Annotated in this window: 19 protein-coding genes; 11 read left to right on the top strand and 8 right to left on the bottom strand. The window is 66.8% G+C overall.

The features are described from left to right. Positions 1–42 precede the first annotated feature (42 nt). Positions 43–774 carry a type 1 glutamine amidotransferase gene (locus IFE19_RS11065; RefSeq protein WP_207822287.1) on the top strand — a complete coding sequence of 244 codons (732 nt, stop codon included), beginning with the start codon at positions 43–45 and terminating at the stop codon, positions 772–774. An 83-nt stretch (positions 775–857) separates the two neighbouring features. Further along, the gene (locus IFE19_RS11060; RefSeq protein WP_207822285.1) at positions 858–3,359 is read left to right on the top strand and encodes a hybrid sensor histidine kinase/response regulator; all 2,502 of its coding nucleotides are present in this window, start codon (positions 858–860) and stop codon (positions 3,357–3,359) included. Between the two features lie 19 nt (positions 3,360–3,378). Here IFE19_RS11060 and hemF read toward each other — a convergent pair whose 3' ends face one another. Further along, entirely contained in the window at positions 3,379–4,233 is an 855-nt protein-coding gene (gene hemF, locus IFE19_RS11055) for an oxygen-dependent coproporphyrinogen oxidase (protein WP_207827577.1), read from the bottom strand. 179 nt (positions 4,234–4,412) lie between these two features. Here hemF and IFE19_RS11050 point away from each other — a divergent pair, with 179 nt between their 5' ends. After that, complete coding sequence (locus tag IFE19_RS11050; RefSeq protein WP_207822283.1) at positions 4,413–5,690, top strand: dipeptidase; 1,278 nt, start codon at positions 4,413–4,415, stop codon at positions 5,688–5,690. A 57-nt stretch (positions 5,691–5,747) separates the two neighbouring features. Here IFE19_RS11050 and IFE19_RS11045 read toward each other — a convergent pair whose 3' ends face one another. After that, positions 5,748–6,203, bottom strand: coding sequence for a tRNA (cytidine(34)-2'-O)-methyltransferase (locus IFE19_RS11045; RefSeq protein WP_207822281.1), 456 nt, complete (start codon positions 6,201–6,203; stop codon positions 5,748–5,750). A 195-nt stretch (positions 6,204–6,398) separates the two neighbouring features. On the opposite strand from IFE19_RS11045, the gene petA reads away from it, so the two are divergent. The 5 genes from petA (at position 6,399) to IFE19_RS11020 (ending at position 12,658) form a co-directional block, all read left to right on the top strand. After that, positions 6,399–6,959, top strand: coding sequence for a ubiquinol-cytochrome c reductase iron-sulfur subunit (gene petA / locus IFE19_RS11040; protein WP_207822279.1), 561 nt, complete (start codon positions 6,399–6,401; stop codon positions 6,957–6,959). 17 nt (positions 6,960–6,976) lie between these two features. Continuing rightward, positions 6,977–8,272: a cytochrome b gene (locus tag IFE19_RS11035; RefSeq protein ID WP_207822277.1), complete on the top strand. Its 1,296-nt coding sequence runs from the start codon at positions 6,977–6,979 to the stop codon at positions 8,270–8,272. 5 nt (positions 8,273–8,277) lie between these two features. Next, entirely contained in the window at positions 8,278–9,153 is an 876-nt protein-coding gene (locus IFE19_RS11030) for a cytochrome c1 (RefSeq protein WP_207822275.1), read from the top strand. Positions 9,154–9,296: 143 nt separating this feature from the next. Continuing rightward, positions 9,297–10,937, top strand: coding sequence for a M28 family metallopeptidase (locus IFE19_RS11025; protein WP_207822273.1), 1,641 nt, complete (start codon positions 9,297–9,299; stop codon positions 10,935–10,937). A gap of 110 nt (positions 10,938–11,047) precedes the next feature. Beyond that, a complete protein-coding gene (locus tag IFE19_RS11020; RefSeq protein ID WP_207822271.1) occupies positions 11,048–12,658 on the top strand; it encodes a M28 family peptidase in 1,611 nt (536 codons plus the stop codon). A 256-nt stretch (positions 12,659–12,914) separates the two neighbouring features. On the opposite strand, the gene IFE19_RS11015 is transcribed toward IFE19_RS11020, so the two are convergent. Then, positions 12,915–13,886: a DUF6607 family protein gene (locus IFE19_RS11015; RefSeq protein WP_207822268.1), complete on the bottom strand. Its 972-nt coding sequence runs from the start codon at positions 13,884–13,886 to the stop codon at positions 12,915–12,917. 43 nt (positions 13,887–13,929) lie between these two features. Continuing rightward, the gene (locus IFE19_RS11010) at positions 13,930–16,155 is read right to left on the bottom strand and encodes a TonB-dependent hemoglobin/transferrin/lactoferrin family receptor (protein WP_207822266.1); all 2,226 of its coding nucleotides are present in this window, start codon (positions 16,153–16,155) and stop codon (positions 13,930–13,932) included. 267 nt (positions 16,156–16,422) lie between these two features. On the opposite strand from IFE19_RS11010, the gene IFE19_RS11005 reads away from it, so the two are divergent. From IFE19_RS11005 to IFE19_RS10995, 3 genes are all read left to right on the top strand, one after another. After that, positions 16,423–16,740, top strand: coding sequence for a hypothetical protein (locus tag IFE19_RS11005; protein ID WP_207822264.1), 318 nt, complete (start codon positions 16,423–16,425; stop codon positions 16,738–16,740). A gap of 147 nt (positions 16,741–16,887) precedes the next feature. Then, positions 16,888–17,319, top strand: coding sequence for a thiol-disulfide oxidoreductase DCC family protein (locus tag IFE19_RS11000; protein WP_207822262.1), 432 nt, complete (start codon positions 16,888–16,890; stop codon positions 17,317–17,319). Next, complete coding sequence (locus IFE19_RS10995; RefSeq protein WP_207822260.1) at positions 17,319–18,953, top strand: SDR family oxidoreductase; 1,635 nt, start codon at positions 17,319–17,321, stop codon at positions 18,951–18,953. Before IFE19_RS11000 ends, IFE19_RS10995 begins: the two co-directional genes overlap by 1 nt. A 22-nt stretch (positions 18,954–18,975) precedes the next feature. On the opposite strand, the gene ychF is transcribed toward IFE19_RS10995, so the two are convergent. The 4 genes from ychF to IFE19_RS10975 form a co-directional block, all read right to left on the bottom strand. Continuing rightward, on the bottom strand, positions 18,976–20,073 hold the full coding sequence (gene ychF, locus IFE19_RS10990; protein ID WP_207822258.1) for a redox-regulated ATPase YchF: 1,098 nt from the start codon (positions 20,071–20,073) through the stop codon (positions 18,976–18,978). 109 nt (positions 20,074–20,182) lie between these two features. After that, positions 20,183–20,665, bottom strand: coding sequence for a copper chaperone PCu(A)C (locus tag IFE19_RS10985; protein ID WP_207822256.1), 483 nt, complete (start codon positions 20,663–20,665; stop codon positions 20,183–20,185). A gap of 20 nt (positions 20,666–20,685) precedes the next feature. Next, complete coding sequence (locus IFE19_RS10980) at positions 20,686–22,749, bottom strand: TonB-dependent receptor family protein (RefSeq protein WP_207822254.1); 2,064 nt, start codon at positions 22,747–22,749, stop codon at positions 20,686–20,688. Beyond that, entirely contained in the window at positions 22,710–23,216 is a 507-nt protein-coding gene (locus IFE19_RS10975; RefSeq protein ID WP_225910250.1) for a hypothetical protein, read from the bottom strand. Before IFE19_RS10975 ends, IFE19_RS10980 begins: the two co-directional genes overlap by 40 nt. Positions 23,217–23,273: the final 57 nt, after the last annotated feature.

Here is a 23,273-nt window from a genome sequence, read left to right as displayed (position 1 = left end):
CCAGAGACAGACGCTTCCTTCTCCCCGCTGGAAAACGCCGAAATGACCCGTATCGCCATTCTGGAAACCGGCCACCCGCCCGAGCACTTGCGGGACGCCTTCGATGATTATCCGGCGCGGTTCCGCTATCTGCTGGGCGAGAACGTGCCGACGACGCGTTTCGATGTGCAGTCGGGGCACCTGCCGGACGACCCTTCGATCTTCACGGGCGTCATCGTCACCGGCTCGGCGGCGGGGGTCTATGACGACCTGCCGTGGATCGCGCCTCTGGTGGACTGGTTGCGAGCGGCGCGGGGCAAGACGCGGCTGCTGGGCATCTGCTTCGGGCATCAGGTCATCGCCCACGCCTTCGGCGGCAGGGTCGAGAAGTCGCACAAGGGTTGGGGTGTCGGCCTGCATCGCTATGATGTCGTCAGCCATGAGTCCTGGATGCACCCTCGCGCGCCCTCTATCGCTATTCCGGTGTCGCATCAGGACCAGGTGGTGGCGGTCGCCCCGGACACGCGAGTCATCGCCTCGTGCGAGTTCACGCCCTACGCCGGTCTGGCCTGGGGCGAGGACGCCGTCAGCTTCCAGTGCCACCCGGAGTTCCAGCCCGCTTATGCCGCGGCGCTGATCGAGGGGCGGCGCGGGCATCGCATACCGCACGATCTGGCGGACGAGGCCCTGTTGAGCCTGGAAGGGGCCAACGACCGCGCCGTGCTGACGGCCTGGATTCGCGCCTATCTGCTGCTCACTCCGCCGCCGGTCGAGGCGGACGGCAGCGGCATCTGACAACGGCGTTCGGGATGGCGGTCGAACGCTAAACCTTGGGCAACTTCTGCTGTGCCAATCTGAGGCGTCAGTCTGGAAGTGATATGTCGCCAATCAAAGCTGCGGTCCTCGCAACCGCCATCCTGCTGTCGCCAAGCCTGGCTCAGACCCAGGCCCTGGCGCAGACGCCCGCCCCGCGAGACGACTTGCTGCGGGCGGTGGAGGCGCGTGCCGGCGGGACCAGTTTCACCGAGCTGGAGGCCTTTGGGGAGGCGGCCTACAAGCGCCATGATCGGGAGGGGCTGAACCGCCTCTATCATGTCGTCTGGACGACGCAGAATCAGGGCGAGTTCGAACGCGCGGCCTTCTGGAACCGGCGACTGGAGGAGAAGGCGCGCGCGCAACGTGATCAGCGTTACATCCAGATCGCCCGCCTGAATGAACTGACCGCCCGCTATGACATGGGTGACCGGACCGTCGAGGCGGAGATGAGCCGCATGGCGGCCACCGGCGCCGACTGGTTCGTGCGCGCCCACGCCGCCCGCCTGACCGCCCTGAACCTGATTGACCAGGATCGGGTGGGCGAGGGGTTGAAACTGCTCAATCAGGCCGAGACCGACATTCCGGACGCCGATCCCTACGCCGCCACCGCCCACGCCGGACTGTGGGAGATGACCGGCATGGGGCTGATGAAGCTGAACGACGTGGTGGGGGCCACCATCGCCTTCCGTCGGTTCGAGATCGACTATTCCGACCCGACCTATCCGCGCCCGGACTTCGACAGCCTGTACAATCTGACCAAGATGGCGATCCAGATCGGCGATCTGACCAGGGCGCAGGAATACTATGCCGCGCATCATCGACTGAGTTTGCGGACCGGTCTGCCCAACCTGCTGGTCTATGACGCCGGCCTGTGCGCCCAGGTCGCCAACGCCCGGGATGAGCCGCTGGAGGTCCTGGCCTGTCTGGCGCCCTATGGTGAAGACCTGACCGCGGGGACCTATGTCCTGCTCGACAATCTGCCCATACGGGCCGTGGCGCGGGCGCGAACGGGCGATGTGGACGGCGCGCGGCGTGATCTCGACCGTTTACGCGCGTTCGCTCGTGATGGCGGCGTGGATTCCCGCGTCGCCCTGGCCGAGGCCGAGGTCCTGTTCGCATCGGGACGCCCGACCGAAGCCTATGAGGTCCTGCGCACCTATCAGAGGGACCGCGACGTTCAGAGCGCCCAGCGCTTCAGCGCGGGCATTCGCCAGGTCACAGGCGACATTCAGGAACAACTGGACCGCCGTCGCCAGCAACTGGAGACTGCGCGCGCCAATACCGAGCTGCAACGTAGGGTCATCCGCTGGCAGAACTGGATCGTGGGCATCGGGGTGGTCTTCATGCTCTCGGCCCTGCTGACCCTGCTGTGGCAGTGGCGTCAGGCGGGAGAGCTGCGTCGCGCCCGCCGTCGCGCCGAAGAGGCCAGCCGGGCCAAGAGCGAGTTTCTGGCCAATATGAGCCATGAGATTCGCACCCCCCTGAATGGCGTAGTGGCCATGGCCGACGCCCTTGGACAGCGCGATCTGAATGCTGACGAGCATGAGATGGTCGAGGTCATCCGCTCGTCCGGGGCCACGCTGGAGCGGCTGTTATCCGACATTCTGGACAGCGCCCGCATCGAGTCCGGTCAGGTCACGATCGAGACGGCGCCCTTCCATCTGGGGCGGGCGGTCCATGATGTCGCCGCCCTGTGGCGAGTTCCCGCCGAGGCCAAGGGTGTGGCTGTGGCGGCCCACGTGGAGACCCGGCTGGATCGTCTGGTTGACGGCGACGCCGTTCGACTGCGTCAGATCCTGACCAATCTCGTCAGCAACGCCTTGAAATTCACAACGGAAGGCGAAGTCAGCCTGACCGTCGAGCCAGGTGTAGAGGGCGACGTCCGCTTTACTGTCACCGATACCGGCGTCGGCTTCGACGAAGAGCAGAAGGCGCGCATCTTCGGTCGTTTCCAGCAGGCGGACGGTTCGATCACACGGCGCTTCGGCGGTACGGGGCTGGGCCTGGCGATCTCGCGAGAATTGGTTGAACTGATGGGGGGATGGCTGGAGTGTGAAAGCACGCCGGGCGAAGGTTCGCGGTTCTGGTTCGAAATACCCCTGCCGCCGGTTGAGGCCCCGGACGCGACGGTTCCCCTGTCACAGCCGATGGGCGATGTCCGGGAACAGCCGTTGCGGGTCTTGCTGGCCGACGACCATCCGGCCAACCGCAAGGTCGTCGAGATCATGCTGGGCGCGACGGCGATGGAACTGGTCGCGGTCGAGGACGGGGCGCAGGCGCTGGACCTCTTCAAGCGCGAGGCCTTCGACCTGGTGTTGATGGACATGCAGATGCCAGTGATGGACGGCCTGACCGCCACCGCCGCCATCCGGGCCTTCGAGATGCAGATGGGCCGCGGCCGAACGCCGATCCTGATGCTCACCGCCAACGCCATGACCGAGCATGTTGAGGCGGGGCAGGCGGCGGGTGCGGACGGCCATCTCACCAAGCCGCTGACCCTGACCGCCCTTTTCGACGGGATCGCCGAGGGTATGGCGCGACATCAGCGCGCTGAAGTCGCTTGAAGTCGGGTTCGCCCCTTCCTCAGGGCCACTTCACCACGGGCGGCATGGAACTGAGGATCGAATCCACGTTGCCGCCGGTCTTCAATCCGAAGGTGGTGCCGCGATCGTACAGCAGGTTGAACTCGACGTAGCGGCCGCGACGGATCAGCTGTTCCTCGCGCTCCTCGGGCGTCCAGGCCTCGGTCATGCGACCGGCGACGATCTGGGAATAGGCCTCGAGGAAAGCCTTGCCCACGTCCTGGGTGAAGGCGAAGTCGCGTTCCCAGTCGCCGCTGTCGTGGTGGTCGTAGAAGATGCCGCCGGTGCCGCGCGGTTCGTTGCGGTGGGGCAGGAAGAAGTACTCGTCGCACCACTGCTTGTACTTGGCGTGCCACGAGGGGTCATAGGCGTCGCAGGCGCCCTTCATGGCGGCGTGGAAGGCCAGGGTGTCGGGGTGATCGTCGCGACGGTCAACGTCGAGAACCGGCGTCAGGTCGCCGCCGCCGCCGAACCAGGTCTTCGTGGTCGAGATCAACCGGGTGTTCATGTGCACAGCCGGCACGCGCGGGCTGACCGGGTGACAGATCAGGCTGATGCCGGTGGCGAAGAAGCGCGGGTCTTCTTCGGCGCCGGGAACATTCCTGGCGTAGTCGGCGGGGAAGGTTCCATGCACGGTCGAGCAGTGGACGCCGACCTTCTCGAACAAGCGGCCGTGCATCATGCCCATGACGCCGCCACCACCTTCCTGGCGGTCCCAGGGCGTGCGCACGAAGCGGCCGGCTTCGCCGGGGAAGAGGTCGGCGGGCGCGGCGTCTTCCAGAGCCTCGAAACCGGCGTGGATCTGATCACGCAGGGTTTCGAACCAGACGCGGGCGCGCTCGCGATGTTCGACCATCAGGGTGGGGGTCTCTTGGATCATCAGGGCTTCAACCATGACGGGCGGCCTTTGTGAACAGTGTGCGGTGCGGGCTTCATGCGCCCCGGCAAGAAAGAAGGCCTTGATCCAGATCAGACCCGGTTCCCATGCCGCGCCGCCTGTGTCAGCGTGGCTGTAACAGTTCTAAGGGGAAGTCCATGATCCGCACCGCCTTGCTCGCCGCCGTCTCGCTCGCTGTTCTGACCGGACCCGCCCTTGCTCAGGCCCAGGCGCGTGGTGATGCGGCGGGGCAGGAGCGGGTGCTGCAGATCCTGCGCCGCACGCCCTTGATCGATGGCCATAACGACTTGCCCTGGGCCCTGCGCCAGAGCTTCGGGAACGACCCCTACCGTGTTGATCTGGCGACTAATCTCGAAGCAACGACGCGCCTGCACACGGATATTCCGCGCCTGCGCGCGGGCGGTGTCGGGGCCCAGTTCTGGTCGGTCTATGTCCCCGCCAGCCTGGAGCCGGTCGAGGCCGCCAAGGCCACCTTCGAGCAGATCGACACGGTCAAGCGGATCGCCTCCGCCTATCCCTCGGTGTTCGAGATCGCCACCACCGCCGATGACATCGTCCGCATCCACAAGGCGGGCCGCATCGCCAGCCTGATCGGCATGGAAGGCGGCTATTCGATCGACGATTCCCTCGGCCTGCTGCGCGAGTTCTATGATTCCGGCGCGCGTTACATGACGCTGACCCACTCCAAGACCACGACCTGGGCCGACAGCGCCACGGACGCGCCCAAGTGGGGCGGCCTGTCGCCTTTCGGCGAGCAGGTGGTCAAGGAGATGAACCGCATCGGCATGATGGTGGACCTGAGCCACGTCTCGGAAGAGACGATGACCGACGCCATCCGTGTCTCGACGGCCCCGGTGATCTTCTCGCACTCGTCGGCGCGGGCTGTGACCGGCCACCCGCGCAACGTGCCCGATGCTGTCCTGCGCCAGATGCCGGCCAACGGCGGCATTGTCATGGTCACCTTCGTGCCGGGCTTCATCAGCGAGGCCGTGCGGGCCTCGGGCGCGGCGCGCGGGGCCGAGATGACGCGCTTGACGGCCCTGAACCCCGGCGATCCCGATGCGGTCAAGGCGGGCATGGAGGCGTTCAACGCCGCCAACCCGGCGCCCAAGGCGACGCTGGACGACGTGGTGGCCCATATCCAGCATGTCCGAGACGTGGCCGGCATCGACCATGTCGGTCTGGGCGGCGACTTCGACGGCGTCGACAGCCTGCCCGAGGGCGTCGAGAGCGTGGAGGCCTATCCGCGCATCCTGGCCGAGCTGATGCGTCGCGGTTGGAGCGAGGCCGACATCCGCAAGATCTCGGGCGAGAACCTGCTGCGCACCATGCGGGCGGTCGAAGCCGCCGCCACGGCTCAGCGCGGCGAACGCCCCAGCCTGGCGCAACTGCCCAACGACGGCGCGCCGGAGTAGGGGGAGCTCTAGAAGGGCTTCGCCTCACGTGTCCCCTCTCCCGCCGGGAGAGGGTGTCTAGCGGCTGGGCAACTCGCCCAACTGCCTCAAGCCTTCCCACAGGGCGATGCCGGCGCTGACCGACAGGTTCAGCGACCTCGTCTCGGGGCGGATGGGGATGAAGACCCGTGCGTCTGCGGCGGCGTGGACATAGTCGGGCGCGCCGGCGCTTTCCTTGCCGAAAAGCAGAATATCGTCGGGCCGGAATTCGAATTCTGTCAGCGGCGTGGCGCCCCTGGTGGTGAACAGGACCAGCCGTCCCGGTGCGCGGTCGCGCTGGAAGGCCTCCCAGTCGGCGTGGCGGGTCATGTGCGATAGCGGCCCGTAATCCAGCGCCGCGCGCTTCATGGCGCGGTCGTCGAAACGGAAACCGGTGGGCTCGATGACATGCAATTCCACGCCGAAACAGGCGCTCTGTCGGATACAGGCGCCCACATTCTGCGGGATGTCAGGTTGAAAAAGGGCGAGACGCATTCTAAGGCCGTCATACGCGCGGGGCGGGGTCTTGTCGCGGTCTTTGTTGCGACCGTTTCGCAAGTTGTGTCAGCAACTTGCGTGGAATGCGGTAAAACAAGGGCCGCAGGCATCTTCTGCCGTCTCGCAGGGACGATCCATGCCGACGACTAACCCCTTCCGGGGGCGGGCGATCGGGAGTGCAGAGGTGAGAGCGTGGCCGAATCGGTCGTGAATGCTGAAGGGCCTGAGGGCCAACACGGGGGCGGCGACGCCACCCGCCGCGATTTCATCCACATCGCCGCCGGCGCCGCCGCGGTCGGTGCGGGGGTGATGGTGGCCTGGCCGCTGATCAACCAGATGAACCCCGCCGCCGACACCCTGGCCCTGGCCTCGATCGAATTCGATCTGACCAAGGTTCAGGAAGGCCAGCAGGTCGTCATCAAGTGGCAGGGCAAGCCGGTCTTCGTGCGTTACCGCACCCCGGCCGAACTGACGCGCGTCATCGCCGACGACCACGCCTCGGATCTGAAGGAACCCCAGACCGACGCCGAGCGCACCAAGCCCGGCCACGAGAAGTATCTGGTGGTCATCGGCTCCTGCACCCACCTGGGCTGCGTTCCGACCTTCGGCTCGGGCGACTACGGCGGCTGGTTCTGCCCCTGCCACGGCTCGCACTACGACGCCTCGGGCCGCATCCGTAAGGGACCGGCGCCCAAGAACCTGGTGGTGCCGAACTACGAATACGTGTCCGACACCCGCGTGAAGATCGGCTGAGGACGGACAGAGGACCCATGAGCGATCACGAATCCACCTACGTCCCCAAGACCGCGATTGAGCGGTGGATGGACACCCGCCTGCCGATCATCCGTTTCGGCATGGACTACGCCAACCTGCCGACCCCCCGTAACCTGAACTACTGGTGGACCTTCGGCGGCATCCTGGCCCTGTGCCTGATGACCCAGATCATCACCGGCATCGTTCTGGCCATGCACTATACGCCGAACACGGCCCTGGCCTTCGAGTCGGTCGAGCGCATCATGCGCGACGTCAACGGCGGCTGGCTGATCCGCTATGTGCACGCCAACGGCGCGTCGATGTTCTTCATCGCCGTCTATCTGCACATGCTGCGCGGTCTCTATTACGGCTCCTACAAGGCGCCGCGCGAGATGATCTGGATCGTCGGCTGCGTCATCTTCTTCCTGATGATCGCCACCGCCTTCCTGGGCTACGTCCTGCCGTGGGGCCAGATGTCCTTCTGGGGCGCTGAGGTCATCACCAACCTGATCGGCGCCATTCCGGTCATCGGCGAACCGATCCTGATCTGGCTGCGCGGCGGCCCGGCGATCGACAACGCCACGCTGAACCGCTTCTTCTCGCTGCACTACCTGCTGCCGTTCGTCATCGCCGGCTGCGTGGTGCTGCACCTGTGGGCCCTGCACGCCGCCGGTCAGAACAACCCGGTCGGCATCCTGATCCCGAAGGACCGCCAGAAGAAGGACATGCTGCCCTTCCACCCGTATTTCACGGTCAAGGACGGCTTCGCGATCATCCTCTTCCTGATCCTGTTCTCGGTCTTCGTCTTCTATCAGCCGAACGCCCTGGGCCACGCCGACAACTATATCCCGGCCAATCCGCTGCAGACCCCGGCGCACATCGTGCCTGAGTGGTACATGCTGCCCTTCTACGCCATCCTGCGCGCCATCCCCGACAAGTTCGGCGGCGTGGTGGCCATGTTCGGCGCCATTGGCGTGCTGTTCGTCCTGCCCTGGCTGGACACGTCCAAGGTGCGCTCGATGCGTTACCGCCCGACGATGCGCACCTGCTTCATCATCTTCCTGTTCGTGTGCTTCGGCCTCGGCTGGTGTGGTGGTCAGCTGCCGGACGCCCCGGTTGTTCCGGGCATGCCCAGCTTCAATCTGATCGACGGCCAACTGAACTCCTACCTGTGGCTGACGCGTCTGTTCACGGCTTACTATTTCATCTTCTTCCTGGTGCTGATGCCGTTCCTCGGCCTTCGCGAGAAGCCGCTGCCGGTCCCGGCGACGATCTCCGAGCCGGTCCTGCCCGTCACCGAGCAGAAGGGCTGAGCGCGATGATTTCCAACGAGAAGAAAACCGTGTCCTTCCGCAAGACCCTGGTCGTTCTGACGGCCGCTCTGGGCCTGGCCGCCACCGCCGCTCCGGCGCTGGCCGCCGGGGGCGCCAAGCATCCGCGCAGCGGCGGCTTCAGCTTCGAGGGGCCGTTTGGCACCTACGACCAGGGCCAGCTTCAGCGCGGCTACAAGGTCTACAAGGAAGTCTGCGCCTCGTGCCACAGCATGAACCTGGTGCACTTCCGCAACCTGGGCGACAAGCACGGGCCGTTCTGGAACCCGGAGTATCCGAACCCGAACGACAACCCGGTCGTGAAGGCCCTGGCCAAGGAGTCTCAGGTTCCGGACATCGACAGCGAGACGGGCGAGGCGCTGATGCGCGACGCCACCACGGCTGACAAGTTCCCGAATCCCTATCCGAACGCCACGGCTGCGGCCGCCGCCAACGGCGGCGCGGCTCCGCCCGACCTGTCGGTCATGGCCAAGGCCCGTCACGACGGCGCCAACTACATCTACTCGCTGCTGTCGGGTTACGGCGCTCCGCCCAAGGGTCTGAAAATGACCTCGGCTCAGCACTACAACCCCTATATGGCCGGCGACCTGACCCCGTTCTGGGAAGGCGAGGGCCACGCCCCTCCGGGCGGCTTCATCGCCATGCCCGCGCCGCTGCGCGCCGGCCAGGTCACCTATGACGACGGCACCGAAGCCACCGTCGATCAGATGGCCAAGGACGTCGCCGCCTTTATCGCCTGGACCTCCGAGCCCAAGGCGACCGAGCGCAAGCAGATGGGCTTTGGCGTCATCATCTTCCTGCTGCTGTTCGCAGGGGTGACCTACGCCAGCTACCGCCGCATCTGGAAGGGCGTCGCCCACTAAGGCGAAACCTGTTCGAGACGAGATGACCCGCCGGAGCGATCCGGCGGGTTTTTTCGTGCCCGCAACCCAGCGCACCTGCATCGACTCGACCGATTTCGCCCTCTAGGGTCCGGGCCTCTGATTTGGTTGAGGGGTCTGTTTCCATGCGTCTGATGTCGTCCGCCGCCGTCCTGTTGTTCGCCGCCGCCATGGCTTCGGGCGCTGTCGCTCAGACGCCTGACTTTGATGCGGCGCGCATTTCCAACGACATCAAGGTCCTGTCGGACGACAGCTTCGAAGGGCGCGGCATCGCCACCCCGGCCGAGCAGAAGGTCATCGACTATCTGAGCCAGCAGTACGCCGCGGCCGGCTTCGCGCCCGGCGGCGAGAACGGCGGCTGGACCCAGGCGGTCGGCCTGAACCGCTTCACCGTCTCCAACGTCAGCGGCCAGATCAAGGTCGGCGACTGGACCCAAACCCTGGCCCAGGGCCAGCAGGCCACCATCACCACCCGCCTGCCCAGCGACGGCGTCGATCTGCGCGGCAAGCCCCTGGTCTTCGTTGGCTACGGCACCAACGCGCCTGAGCGCGGCTGGAACGACTTCAAGACCGATGTGCGCGGCAAGGTCATCGTCGTCCTGGTCAACGACGCCGACTTTGAAGACCCTTCGCTCAACACCTTCGGCGGTGAGGCCATGACCTACTACGGCCGCTGGACCTACAAGTACGAAGAGGCGGCGCGGCAGGGCGCGGCGGGCGTGCTGATCGTCCATGAAACCCGCCCGGCCTCCTATGGCTGGACCACCGTGGCCAACTCCTGGTCCGTGCCGCAGTTCGACATCGTGCGTCAGAACCCCTCAGCCGAACGCGTGCCGATGGAGGCCTGGATCCAGCGCGACGTGGCGGTCGAGATGTTCCGTCACGCCGGCCTCGACTTCGAGCAGGAGAAGGTCAAGGCCCGCAGCCGCGACTTCCAGCCGGTCGAACTGAAAGGCGCGACCATCGACGCCAAATTCGATGTGAAGACCGATCAGATCACCACCCACAACGTGCTGGCCAAGCTGGAGGGCACGACCCACCCGAATGAGACCATCCTCTACACCGGTCACTGGGACCACATCGGCATGGGCGAGCCGGACGCCAACGGCGACCGCATCTTCAACGGCGCCGTGGACAACGCCTCGGGCACGGCGGGCCTGCTGGAGCTGGCGCGGCAATGGGCCAAGGGGCCCAAGCCCGAGCGCACCATCGTCATGATCAGCTTCACCGGCGAGGAAAGCGGCCTGCTGGGCTCGGAGTTCTACGCCGCCAACCCGCTCTATCCGCTGGAAACCACGGTCGCGGGCTTCAACCTCGACGCCTCCAGCGTCCTGGGTCGGATGAGCAAGCTGGGCGTCACCGGCTATGGCCAGTCGGAACTGGATGAACGCGTCATCGCCCTGGCGGCGGCCCAGGGACGCGGCTTCGAGGGGGATGCGGGCGCAGGTGCGGGCATCTACTTCCGCTCGGACCACTTCCCCCTGGCCAAGCGCGGCGTGCCGATGGGCTATCTGTCCTCGACCGGCGATTATGTGGACGAGCCGATCGCCCCGCGTCTGGCGGCGGCCGCCGACTATCGCGCCAATCGCTATCATCAGGCTGCCGATGAATGGGAGCCGACCTGGGACTATCGCGGCATGATCCAGGATCTGGAGGTGGTCTTCGACGCCGGTCAGGCCCTGGCCAACAGCCGCGACTGGCCGCAGTGGAAGGCCGGTTCAGAGTTCGGCCCCGCCCGCACCGTCAGCGACGCGCAGCGCAAATAGGCTGGTCTGATCCCGCATTGCGGAAGATGACAAAAATGTAAGGGGCGGCCTCCTGCGAGGTCGCCCTATTACTTTGCGTGAAGCCCCGTGGGGAGGGCGAGGGAGTTTCCATGCATCGTCGGTTCATCAGCGGCGTCGCCGCCACCGCTCTTCTGCTCGTCGCGGGTTCGGCGGCGGCTCAGGACTTTTCGGCTCAGCGCCTGTCGGACGAGATCCGCACCATCAGCGCCGACGACTTCCAGGGCCGCTATCCCGGCACGGATGGCGAGAAGAAGACCCTGGACTGGCTGCAGGCCCAGTACGAAGCCATGGGCATGCAGCCCGGCGGCCCGAACGGCCAGTGGCTGCAGGTCATCGACCTGAAGCGCTACACCCCTGTCGCGGACGCTGCCCGGGCCAGCTGGACCGGCCCTGACGGTCAGGTCCACGCCCTGACGCCGGGAACCGACATCACCCTGCGGGCGGTCAGCAACGACGGTCAGGCGTCGATCACCAATGCGGGCGTGGTCTTCGCCGGCTACGGCATCCACGCGCCGGAGCGCGGCTGGGATGACTACGGCGGCCTCGACGTGGCGGGCAAGATCGTCCTGGTGGTTGGCGGAGAGCCGGACGGCGACCTGTTCAACGGCCCCTACGCCACCAACTACCAATCCGGCGCCTACAAGGCGGACGAGGCCAAGCGCCGGGGCGCGCTGGGCGTCATCACAGTGGCCAGGGTGGGCGCAGCCGACGCCGGCTGGACCCGGATGGCGCAGGGCAACGCCCGCACCCGCACCTTGACGCCGGGCGCGGCTGATCTGGAGTTCTCGGGCGCGATCAACACGGACACGGCCAAGGCCCTGGGGCTCGACATGGCCGAACTGATGTCGCGTGTGGCCACCGGCGACTTCCGCGCCTTCGTGCTGCCGGGCGTGACCCTGTCGGTCGCGACGGCGGAAGCCACCGACACCCTGCGCACCCACAACCTGCTGGCCAGGATTCCGGGCACGAAGCGTCCCAACGAGACCATCATCTATTCGGCCCACTGGGATCATGTCGGCGTCAATGAACACGCGGCCGGCAATGACAAGGTGTTCAACGGCGCCTGGGACAACGCTTCCGGGACCATCGGCGTGCTGGAGATGGCGCGTCAGCTGAAGGCCGCGCCTGCGCCGGACCGCACCATCGTCTTCGCCCATATGGCGGCCGAGGAAATGGGTCTGCTGGGCGCCTACGCCTATGCCGCCGATCCTGTCTATCCGCTGGAAACGACGGTGGCCGACATCAACATCGACATGCTGCCGCTGTCAGGGCCGACGAAAGACGTGCCGATCTTCGGCAAGGGTCAGAACAGCCTGGAAGACGACCTTCAGGCCCTGGCCGAGAAGGAAGGCCGCTATGTCTCCGACGACGGCCAGCCGGAGCAAGGCTTCTACTATCGCTCCGACCACTTCCCCTTCGCCCGCGCGGGCGTGCCGGCCCTGATGCCTTGGCACGGCGTGGACTGGGTCGAGGGTGGGCGTGAAGCCGGTCTGGCGGCATGGAAGGCCAAGTTCGGCGCCGACTATCACAAGCCCAGCGACGAATGGTCGGCGGACTGGGACCTGCGCTCGGCGGTCGAGAACCTGACCCTGCTGTATCGCCTGGGGCTGCAACTGGCCAATAGCGACGAATGGCCGACCTGGAAGCCGACCTCCGAGTTCGGCCAGGTCCGCGCCACCAGCGACGCCGCGCGCAAGTAATGTTGCGCCGACGGCTGCAGGAACTGACGGATCAAGCCAAGCAGAAACCCTTCCGCACCGCGCTTGGGATCATCGCGGTGATGGTTGGGGTTCGGATTCTGGGTGAGTTCGCTGCCGGCGTTATCGACGGACTAGTCGTGGGTTTCACCGACACCGTCTGAGGGTGTTGGCGTGGCCGCGTGATCGTAAGTGAAAAGGCCCTCCGACCCTTGCCGGGCGGAAGGCCTTTTGTTGGTGCTCGCCGGGGCGGGCGACCTCAGCGTTTCGTGGCGGCGTCGATGGTGGCGCGAGCCTGGACGATGGCGGCCTCGGTCGTGATCTCGCCGTTCTGGATCTTCTGGGCCAGATCCATCAGCGGCGGGCCGGTGACGACGCCGGTCTGGGCCTCTTCCTCGACATAGACGCCGTTGTCGCGGGCGATGGCGGCGTCCCAGGCGTCGCGAACGGCGGCCCAGTAGTCCTGCGTCGCCGCCCAGTAGTCGTCGCCGGCCTTGGGCGAGTAGCTGGTCGAGCGGTCGTAGGTGTTGACCACGTCTTCCTGAACGATGGCGACGGGCTCGCCGCCGGCCCGGCCGTTCATCTTCATATTGTCCTGGATATGGACCCAGCCGGTCGGCGTCAGGGCGTGGCGGTTGGTCCCCAGATAGCGGTCATAAACAGGGTTCAGCACCGCATCGCGACGCGCCAGCGGGCGCCAGGTCGGATCGGAGGTCCAGACGCTGAGGCCGTTGACGTAGGTCCAGCGCCCGACGCCGCCGTAGCGGGGGGAATCGTCCGTCTGCCACACCGTCTGCGACCAGGCGCCGGCGCGTTGATCGGCCGACACCGGCGTCAGGGCCCAGTGGTTCGGACCGGCGTAGGCGACGACCGTTTCCGGCTGATAGACCCAGTCCTGACGCCAGTGCTTGATCACGATGGCCTGACCGTCGTGCTCCATGACCAGGATGTGTTGCAGGCTGATGCGGTCGCCCTTGTCATAGACAACGCGCACGATCTCGCTGCCGCCCGACAGCTTGCCCTCCATCGGGTCGTAGTCGACGTTGAAGCTGACGTTCTCGCGCATGTCGAAGTGGACGCGGTACTGGCCAGCCTGGGCGAGGATCGACTGGCGGTCGCGCTCGAACGGGCTGGCGGGGGTGGTGGCGCCCTGAGCGGGAGCCTGAGCCAGGGCGGTCGCCGCCGGCGCGGCTCCGGTCAGCAGGGCGGCGGCGATGAGGATGGCGCGCATGGGGCGTTCCTTGGTTGGTATTTTTGTCATCGAGCTTCGTCGGTCAGTAGCGGACGTTCAGCGAGACGCCGAAGTTGCGTCCAGGCTGGGTGAAGGCGTCCAGGCTGGCTGGGGGCAAGGGATTGCCGATGTCGGCGGGATTGGCGCGCATCGACAGGCCGCGCACGTCGCTCCACCAGGCGTATTTCTCGTCGAAGACGTTGAAGACGCCGGCGCGCAGGGTGGCCTTCTCGGTCACGTTCCAGAAGGCGGTCAGGTCCAGGATGGCGAAGGCTTCGCCCGGCCAGCACAGGCCGCCGCCGCAGTCGTGGTTGGACTTGTCGTCCGACCAGGTGACGGTGGCGCCGCCGCCCCAGACGCCCGAGGGGGCGGCGTAGTTCAGGCCCGCGACGACCTTGATCGGATCGATGCTGGTCAGGGCGCCGCGCTCGCCGTCCGTCTCCTGCTCGCCGTCAGCGAAGGAGGCGGCGACGATGGTCGAGACGCCGTTGTCCCAACGAATGTCGCCGCGCGCTTCCAGGCCCCAGATCTTCACCTTGCTGAGGTTGACGTACTGATAAATCAGCGGATCGGAGCCGGGCACGCCCGTTCCCCGCACCACGATCTGATTGATGAAGTCGTCGTAGTCGGTGTGGAAGGCCGTGGTCGATAGCGACAGGTTCCCACCGAAGGCGTCGAGGTTGCGGAAGCGGAAGCCGCCCTCGATGCTCTCGCTGGTTTCCGGCGTCAGGTCGGGGTTGGGGATGGATTCGTAGCCGAACAGCGGGTTGTCGAAGAAGTTGTTCACCTGCATCGGCGAGGGCGCCTTGAAGCCCTGGGCGTAGTTGGCGAAGACGCCGAAGTGGTCGTCGGCCCAGAAGATGACGCCGACCTTGGGCGACAGGTGGCTGTCGCTCTGCCCCTCGGCGGTGACCGGGTAGAGGGCGTCGGGCTTGGGCGTCAGCTCGTACCAGTCGTAGCGCAGGGCCGGGATGATGCTGAGGCGGCCGCCCATCAGTTCGATCTCGTCCTGAACGAAGAGGCCGGCCAGATCATACTCGGTCTTGGGGAAGGGGCGGACGGGGAAGACCTCGCCCATCGGGGGCACGGTGCCGCCGCGGATGCCTTCCTGGCTGGTGCGCGACCAGTCGCCGCCGATGGTGACGCGGTGCTTCACCGACGGGCCGCCAAAGGTTTTCGATCCCTGTGCCGCCAGACCCCAGACGTTGTTGTCGAAGGTCACGTCGCGCGTGCGATCCACGGCGGGCGTGCGGTCCTCATAGGTGAACTGACGCGTCGTGGCGTCCTGCCAGTAGGCGGAGATCGATCCATCATCCAGGCCGAAGACGTCGTTGAAACGCCAATCCAGGCTGACACGGTCGCGCTGGGTCTCGTCGTGGGCGGTCAGACCGATGACGCTGGCCGAGTAGCTGCTCAGCGCCTCGCCATCCATCTCCTGATCGAAGTGGTCGTAGGTCAGGCGGACCGAGTGGTTGGCGTTGGCGTCCCAGACCAGCTTGCCCAGGATGGCGTTCGAAGCGAACGCCTGCGGGTTCGGCTGGGTGCGGGCCGAACCCGTGCCGCCGGTCTCGGCCATGTTCTCGGTCTCATGAGCGTCGCGGCGGGTATAGGCCAGCAGACCGGACAGCGAACCAGTGCGGCCTGCCAGCGCCAGACCCTCGGTCCAGCTGTCGTCTGACGAGTTGTAGCCGATACGGCCCCGCGCGCCGAAGCTCTCGCCGCGCGCGATGAAGTCGGCCGGGTCCTTGGAGGTGAAGCTGACCGCCCCGGCGATCCCGTCCGAGCCATAGAGGGCCGAGGCCGGGCCGCGCAGGATCTCGACGGACTTGATCAGGTCCAGATCGTTGTAACCGCCACGACCGACGCTCTGGGCGCCGAAGGCGAAGCCGTCGGGGACGCGCACGCCGTCCTGAATGATCAGGACCCGGTTGCCGCCCATGCCACGAATGGTGAAGCCCGAGTTGCCGTCGCGGCCCGCGCCGGACAGGGCGGCCGAGAAGCGGGCGGGGCTGGTCGGGACGCTGACGCCCGGCTCGAACCGGATCAGGTCCTTGATGTCGGTGACGAGGTTGTTCTCGATGGTGTCGGCGGTGATGACGCTGACGCTGGCCGGGACATCGTCCACGCGGCGCTGGGTGCGGGTGCCGACCACGGTGATCGGGGCGACGGGAACGGCCTGCTCCAGATCGGCGACCTCCTCGGCCCATGCGGGGAAGGCGGCGGCCGAAAGGGCGGTCAGCCCGGCGGAGAACATCAGAAACGAGCGCATGGTTACGGCCCCGGTTGGAGAGGGCTGCGCAATTACTGCGAATGATTATCAGAATCAACCGCATTTGAGGCGGCGTCGTGAAACCGAGCTGCAATGGCGGGCGTTTCCGCCGTCATGAGATGTCTTGTCGCAGCCTGTACCGCCGCCATCGCGCTCGTGGCCTGTGATCGAGACGGCGGGGTCAATCCTCCAACGGAGCCGGCGCAGCCCATTCAGGGACCGGCGGCTGCGGCTCCGCCCGCAAAGCCGCCGCCCGGCGCGGAAACCATGCTTTCTGGGGCGGGGCCGGTCAGCTTCGTCGGGCGCTGGGCGGCTGAGGCCGACTGGTGTTTCAACCCGCGCGGCGACCGCGTGCCGATCGAGATCACCACCACCGAACTGCGCGGCTATGAGAATCGCTGCGAGATTCAGCGCATCACCGAGATCAGCACGGGCTATGAAGCGGCGTTGAAGTGCGAATCCGAGGGCGAGGCGCGCTATGAGCGGCTGCGGATGATAGCCACGAAGCAGACCCTGGTCCTCACCTGGCTGGACCGCGGCGACCAGGCAGTCCGCCTGATCCGTTGCACAACCCTGGCGGACTGATGCACGAGAGCCAGCGACGATTGGTCCCCCGGCCAGTGTTTGTGCTGTGTGGTCGAGACGATGACGTTGCTATAGCGACGGGGATTGCAGATGGGGCGCAACCCTGGACGGCGGCGCTTCTTAGAACCTCAGCGAGGGCGGCAACCCATGTCCGACTGGTCGTCGCGCCCGGCGAACGGCGAAGCCGATGGTCTGATCCTGTTCGACGGGGTCTGTGTCTTCTGTTCGCGATGGGTCCGGTTCGTGCTGAAACGCGACCGCGAGGCGCGCTTCCGTTTTGTCGCGATCCAGAGCGAAGCTGGTCGGGCTCTGGCCGCAAGGTTGGGAATTTCAGTGGAGGAGCCACAGACCAACGCCGTCGTCTGGGGCGGCCGGGTCTGGTTCAAGTCCGATGCGGCCCTGACGGTCCTGTCGGTCCTGGGGCCTGCGCGGTTGCTGATGCGCGGGTTGCAGGCGACGCCGCGCCCGCTGCGAGACGCCGTCTATGACCAGATCGCGCGCAATCGTTATCGCATCTTTGGCCGCAGCGACGTCTGCATGATCCCTGATCCGGCGCAGGCCAGCCGGTTCATCACCTGATGCGCATCCTGTTGATCGGCGCGGCCGGGGTGTTTGGATCGCGGCTGGCCGAGGGGCTGGCGCGGTCCGGTTTCGATCTGATCCTGGCGGGACGCAGCCGTCCGCGCGCCGAGGCTCTGGCGGTTCACCTGCGCGCCGCATGGCCGCAGGCGCGGATCGACAGCCTGTCCCTGGATGTGGCGCAGGTGACGCCGCACATGCTCAAGGCCGCCGGCGCCGAGCTTGTCGTGGACGCCGCCGGGCCATTTCAGGGCGCAGAGCCGGTCGTGGCCCGCGCGGCCGTTGCGGCGGGCCTGCACTATGTCGATCTGGCTGATGCGCGGGATTTTGTGTCCTGTTTCAACGCTCTGGACGCCGCGGCCAGGGGCGCGGGCGTGGTGGCCCTGACCGGCGCCAGTTCTACACCCGCCCTATCGCACGCGGTGCTGGATGCGATGACGGCGGGTTGGACGCGCATCGACCAGGTCGAGGCCGCCATTTCGCCGGGTGCGCGGGCGCCGCGTGGTCCATCGGTCGTGGCCGCGGTGCTGCATTGGTTCGGACGGCCGGTCAGGGTGTTTGAGGACGGCGGCTGGCGCGAACAACCGGGCTGGGGTCGGGTCGTGCATCGCGATTTTGGCGCCGCCGGGCGTCGTCCCGTGTCTCTGAGCGAAACGCCGGACCTGGACCTGATGGTCGCCCGCTTCGCGCCGACGTCCGGGGCCGTCTTCATTGCGGGAATTCAGCCCGCGCCGTTGCACTGGGCGGCGTGGGCGACGGCGCGGCTGGTGGCGGCGACGGGGCTGGATGCTCATCCGCACTCGGCCCTTCTGAGTCGCCTGTCGGGGATGGGCGTCCGTTGGGGCGATGATCGCGGCGCCATGCGGGTCGAGGCGACGGGCGTGGATGCGGACGGCCGGGCGAAGCGCGCCGTCTGGGTCCTGATCGCGCCGCCCGGCGTCGGCCCCTGTACGCCGGGACTGCCGGCGCTGGCGACGATCAAGCGGATCGCGGCGGGCGGCATCGCACCGGGCGCTCGCGCGTGTACAGGAGAATTGGTTCTGACCGAGATCGAGGACGAGTTGGCGGTAGTCGGCATTGAAACCACCATGACGGTCGAGCCCGTCGCGCTGTTCCCGCGCGCCATCGGTTCCGCCTTCGACGTCTTGCCTGCGCCAATCCGCGACCTGCACGAGGCCGTGGGCGTCAGCGTCTGGAGGGGGCGTGCGCGAATTGACGGGGCGGCGGGTCCGATGGCGGCGCTGGTCGCGCGCGTCGTGGGGTTTCCGACAGCAGGGGGGACGGCAGTCGAGGTCGAGATCCAGGCCGACGGCCAGCGATCCGTCTGGCGGCGGCGCTTCGGCCGCCATCGCTTCCTCAGCATTTTGTCCAATGCAAGAGAGGGCGGACGCGTCACCGAGCGGTTCGGGCCTCTGTCATTCGACCTGATCCTGACGGTCAGAGACGGTTGGCTGCACTATGATGTCGAGCGCTGGCGAATGGGGGCGCTGCCCCTGCCGCGCTTCCTGATGCCCGGAACCGTGACCCATGAACAGATCGACGCCGAAGGCCGGTTCGCCTTCGACGTCGAAATCTCTGCACCGCTGGTCGGGCGGCTGGTGCGCTATCGCGGCTGGCTTGAACGCGAAGGCTAGATCAAGCCTTCGCGGTTTGGGCTTAGTTGTTGAACAGGAAGTGCATGACGTCGCCGTCCTTGACGACATACGCTTTACCTTCTGCCCGCATCTTGCCGGCTTCCTTGGCGCCCGCTTCGCCCTTCAGCGCGACATAGTCGTCGAAGGCGATGGTTTCACCGCGGATGAAGCCTTTTTCGAAGTCGGTGTGGATCACGCCGGCGGCCTGCGGGGCGGTGGCGCCGACCGGGATGGTCCAGGCGCGGGCTTCCTTGGGACCGACGGTGAAGTAGGTCTGCAGGCCCAGCAGCTTGTAGGCTTCGCGGATCAGACGGTTCAGGCCGGGCTCTTCCAGACCCAGGGTTTCGAGGAACTCTTTTTGCTCCTCGTCGTCCAGGACGGCGATTTCCGACTCGATCTGGGCCGAGATGACCACTGAGTTGGCGTTGTCCTCGGCGGCGCGCTTGGCGACCAGGTCGGACAGTTCATTGCCCTTGTCGGCCGAGCCTTCCTCGACGTTGGCGACGTAGAGGGCGGGCAGGGCGGTCAGCAGCTGCAGCATATCCCAGGCCTTCTTGTCCTCCTTGGACACCTCGGCCAGGCGCGCGGGCTTGCCGTCGCGCAGCTTCTCGAGCGCGGCGTCGATCAGCTTCAGCGTCAGCTGGGATTCCTTGTCGCCGCCCTTGGCGCGCTTCTCGACCTGAACGCGACGGCGCTCCAGGCTCTCGAGGTCGGCAAGCATCAGCTCGGTCTCGATGATCTCGAGGTCCGAGATCGGGTCGATGCGGTTCTCAACGTGGGTGATGTCGTCGTCGACGAAGCAGCGGGCGACGAAGGCCACGGCGTCGCAGTCGCGGATGTTGGCCAGGAACTGGTTGCCCAGGCCCTCGCCCTTGGACGCGCCTCGCACCAGACCGGCCACGTCGACGAAGGTGATCCGCGCAGGGATGATTTCCTTCGACCCGGCGATCTCGGCCAGGGTGTTCAGACGGGCTTCCGGCACGGCCACGTCGCCGGTGTTCGGCTCGATGGTGCAGAACGGATAGTTGGCGGCCTGGGCCGCCGCCGTCTTGGTCAGGGCGTTGAACAGGGTGGACTTGCCGACGTTGGGCAGGCCGACGATCGCGACTTTAAGAGCCATGGGATTCCTCGTGAGCGCGAGCCTTTAGCGGGTTCGGGCCCGTTTGTCAGGTGCGGCGGCGCCACGGCCCTTCCTCCCCATGTGGTGGGGAGGAAGGACTTGTGTCCGATTACTCCTCGCTATCCACCACCGGCGGCTGCTTGATCGCCGCGTGGACGCCGATGGCCGGGGCCTTCTCGAAGGTCAGGGTGAAGGAGGCCACGCCGCCGTCGACCAGCGGATCGCGCAGGCCCATCAGCATGACGTGGGTGGAGCCGGGCTTCAGCTCGACCTTCTGACCGGCGGGCAGGGGCAGGCCGTCCTTCAGCTCGCCCATGCTCATGACGCCGTTTTCCATCTTCATCTCGTGGACCTGGGCGCTTTCGGCGAGGGCCGTCGAGACGCTGAGCAGGCGGTCGTCGGAACCGGCCGTCAGGGTGACGTAGCAGCCGCCGACCTTGGCGCCGTTCGGCGTCGGGCGGCACCAGGCGTCGGCGACCGTGACGGTTCCGGGCGCGGCGGCGGTCTCAGCGGTCTTTTCGGCGGGCTGGCCGCAGGCGGAGAGGGACAGGGCGGCGAGTGCGCCGAGGATCAGGGTGTTTTTGGTCATCATGGGCTCCTTGATAGTCCAAATTAGTAGGCGAGGCGCAGGCCGACGAAAACGGATCGCCCTTCGCCCGGGAAGAAGACGCTGGTCGAGGCCGTGCGGGCGTCGGTCACGGCCGAGAACTCGCCGACGTAACGCTCGTCGGTCAGGTTTCGCGCATCGACATAGACTGAGAGGCCGTCACGGACGTCGAAGCCCGCCGTCAGGCCCAGCAGGGCGTAGTCGGGAGCCTTCATGGTGTTGGCGTAGTCAACATAGGGCCGGCTGATCCGCCACTCGATCGAGGGAGTGACGAAGACGCCCGATGCATGACGCCAGGTCAGCTCGGCCCGATACTGATGCTCGGGCACGACCGGCAGGCGGTTGTCGCCCCAGCGCAGATCGCCGTCGAAGCGGAAGTCGCTCCAGGTCCAGGTCTGGCGCAGCAAGAGGGAGCCGTTCGCGATCTCGACCGGCAGACGCCAGTCCAGGCCCGCCTCGATGCCTTGGTGGATGGTCTTGTCGGCGTTGAAGGTCGCCGCCGGGATGTCGGGTCCGACGATGAAGTTCAGCATCTCCCCTTCGATCTGGCTGCGATAGGCGGTCAGGTCCCAGGCCAGGGCACCATGCCGTCCGCGCGTGCCGATCTCGGCGGTCCAGGCGTCCTGAACCTGAACCGGGGTGAAGCCGGTCAGCGGGGCCTGCACCAGGGCGCCATAGGTCGGAGGCTCGACCGACCGGGTAACGTTGGCGAAGACTTGGGCACCGTTCTCGGCTTCCCACAACAGGCCCAGACGCGGCGAGAACCAGTCGTAGTCGATGCTGTCGTCGTTGGCGGGTTTCAGCCGATCGGTGTAGTCGCGTGTCGCTCGGCCCCATGACCCGCCCGCGACCAGCGCCATTCGTTCGGTGACGAACAGGCGGCCCTCGGCGAAGACGTCCAGCCCCGTGGCCTGTTGCAAGCCCTTGGCCGTCAGCGCGCCGCGCTTGCCGCCGACATTGACGTAGCGCAGGGCGTCCAGATCGCCATCGCGCCAACTGAAGCCATAGAAGGCGTCGGCGCGCAGGCCCGCGACTTGCCCCGTCCAGTCGATGCGGCCGAAGGCGCCCTTCGTCTGACTCTCCTGATCCACGACCTGGAAGATCGGGTGATAGAGCGACTTCTCCCAGCCCCAGATCGCGCCTTCGAAAAGGGTGGAATCGGTCAGACGCCAGCGGGTCTGCAGCGTCAGCCGCTTCAGCGTCTGGTCGCGGGCGTTGTCGTTGATGATGTTGTTGGCCGGAGCCGTGCGCAGAGTTTCCAGCGCCTGCTTCAGCGTCAGGGAGCCGGGGACCGACTGCTGGATGTCGGCGGCCTGGGCGATCAGGCGCACCTCGCGGTCCTGACCGAAGGACCGGCCGACATTGAGGGTCAGGCGGCCCTGCGACTGGTCGCTCTGCTGGCGATAGCCGTCGGTCTTCATGCCCGAGACGGCGGCGAAGGCGTCCCAGTCGCCGTGCTCGCGGGCCAGCTCGGCGTGGACGCGGTAGGTATCGTAGCTGCCGTTCTCGAACTGCAGCACGTTGTCATGCAGGGCCGTGCGGCCGGTTTGCGTCACCAGATTGATCGCCCCGCCCAGCTGGGCGCCGCCGAAGCGCAGGGTGTTCGCGCCCTTCCACACCTCGATGTAGCGGGCGCTCAGGGCGTCGACGCCCTGAAAGTCGGAAAAGCCGTCGGCGTCGGCGAAGGGGACGCCGTCCTGAGCCAGCAGGACGCCGCGCTGGTGGAAGCCCTGGGCGATGCCCGAGCCGCGAATGGAGAGGCGGCTTTCCTCGCCATAGCGCTTTTGGGCCATCACGCCGGGGACGTTCCTCAGCGTATCGGAAAAGCCCTGGGCGAAGCGGTCGGCGTAGCTCTCGGCCGAGACGACGGCCACGGCGCCGGGGGTGCGGCTGAGGCGGTCGCGCGCCTCAGCCACGACGGCGGGGTCTTCGGCGTTGCGGCGGCCGGTGACGATGATGCTGTCGACGACGGTAGCGGGGCCGTCAGCCTCGGAAGCATGGGCGAAGGTCGGCGCTAGGCAGGCGCCGATCAGCAGCGCGCACGGCGCCGCAGTGGTCTTGAAAGACATGGAAGGTCAAATCCTGAAAACAGAGGTGCGGTCGCGGGCGTCGTCGTTGGACGCGCGCGAGGCGGCAGAGGTTTCTGGCTTTCAGGCTCGAGGCGGGGCGGTGGACGGCGGGCGCGGCGGGGCGCGGGCCGGCGGCGGGGACTGACGCGGAAAGGGGAATAGGCGACCGGCGCGACCATGCGGACGGCCGGGGCGGGCGTCGGCGCGGGCGGTTCGGGCAGGGCGGCCAGCAGGGGCATGACGCAGGCCGCGCACTTTGCCCCCACATGCTTGTTGATCGGGCCGTCGACGCCGCCCGACTGGATGGTCTGCGGTCCTTCGGCCGAGCAGATGACGACGGGCTGGCCGGGAACCGAGGCCGCCAGCGCCGCGAACGGCAGCAGGGTTCCGATCACGATGGCGAACGTCGCGGCCAGGAAGGCCAGCGAGCGCGCAATCGACCAGTTTTCACTCTGGGACCGGGTCACGGGCCGGGGCTTAAACCTTCCCGCAATGTGAAGCTATAGCGACCGGACGCCGCGCAC

It is taken from the genome of Brevundimonas pondensis, from assembly GCF_017487345.1.
GTDB classification, from domain to species: domain Bacteria; phylum Pseudomonadota; class Alphaproteobacteria; order Caulobacterales; family Caulobacteraceae; genus Brevundimonas; species Brevundimonas pondensis.
This window is presented reverse-complemented; position numbering and strand designations above follow the sequence as displayed.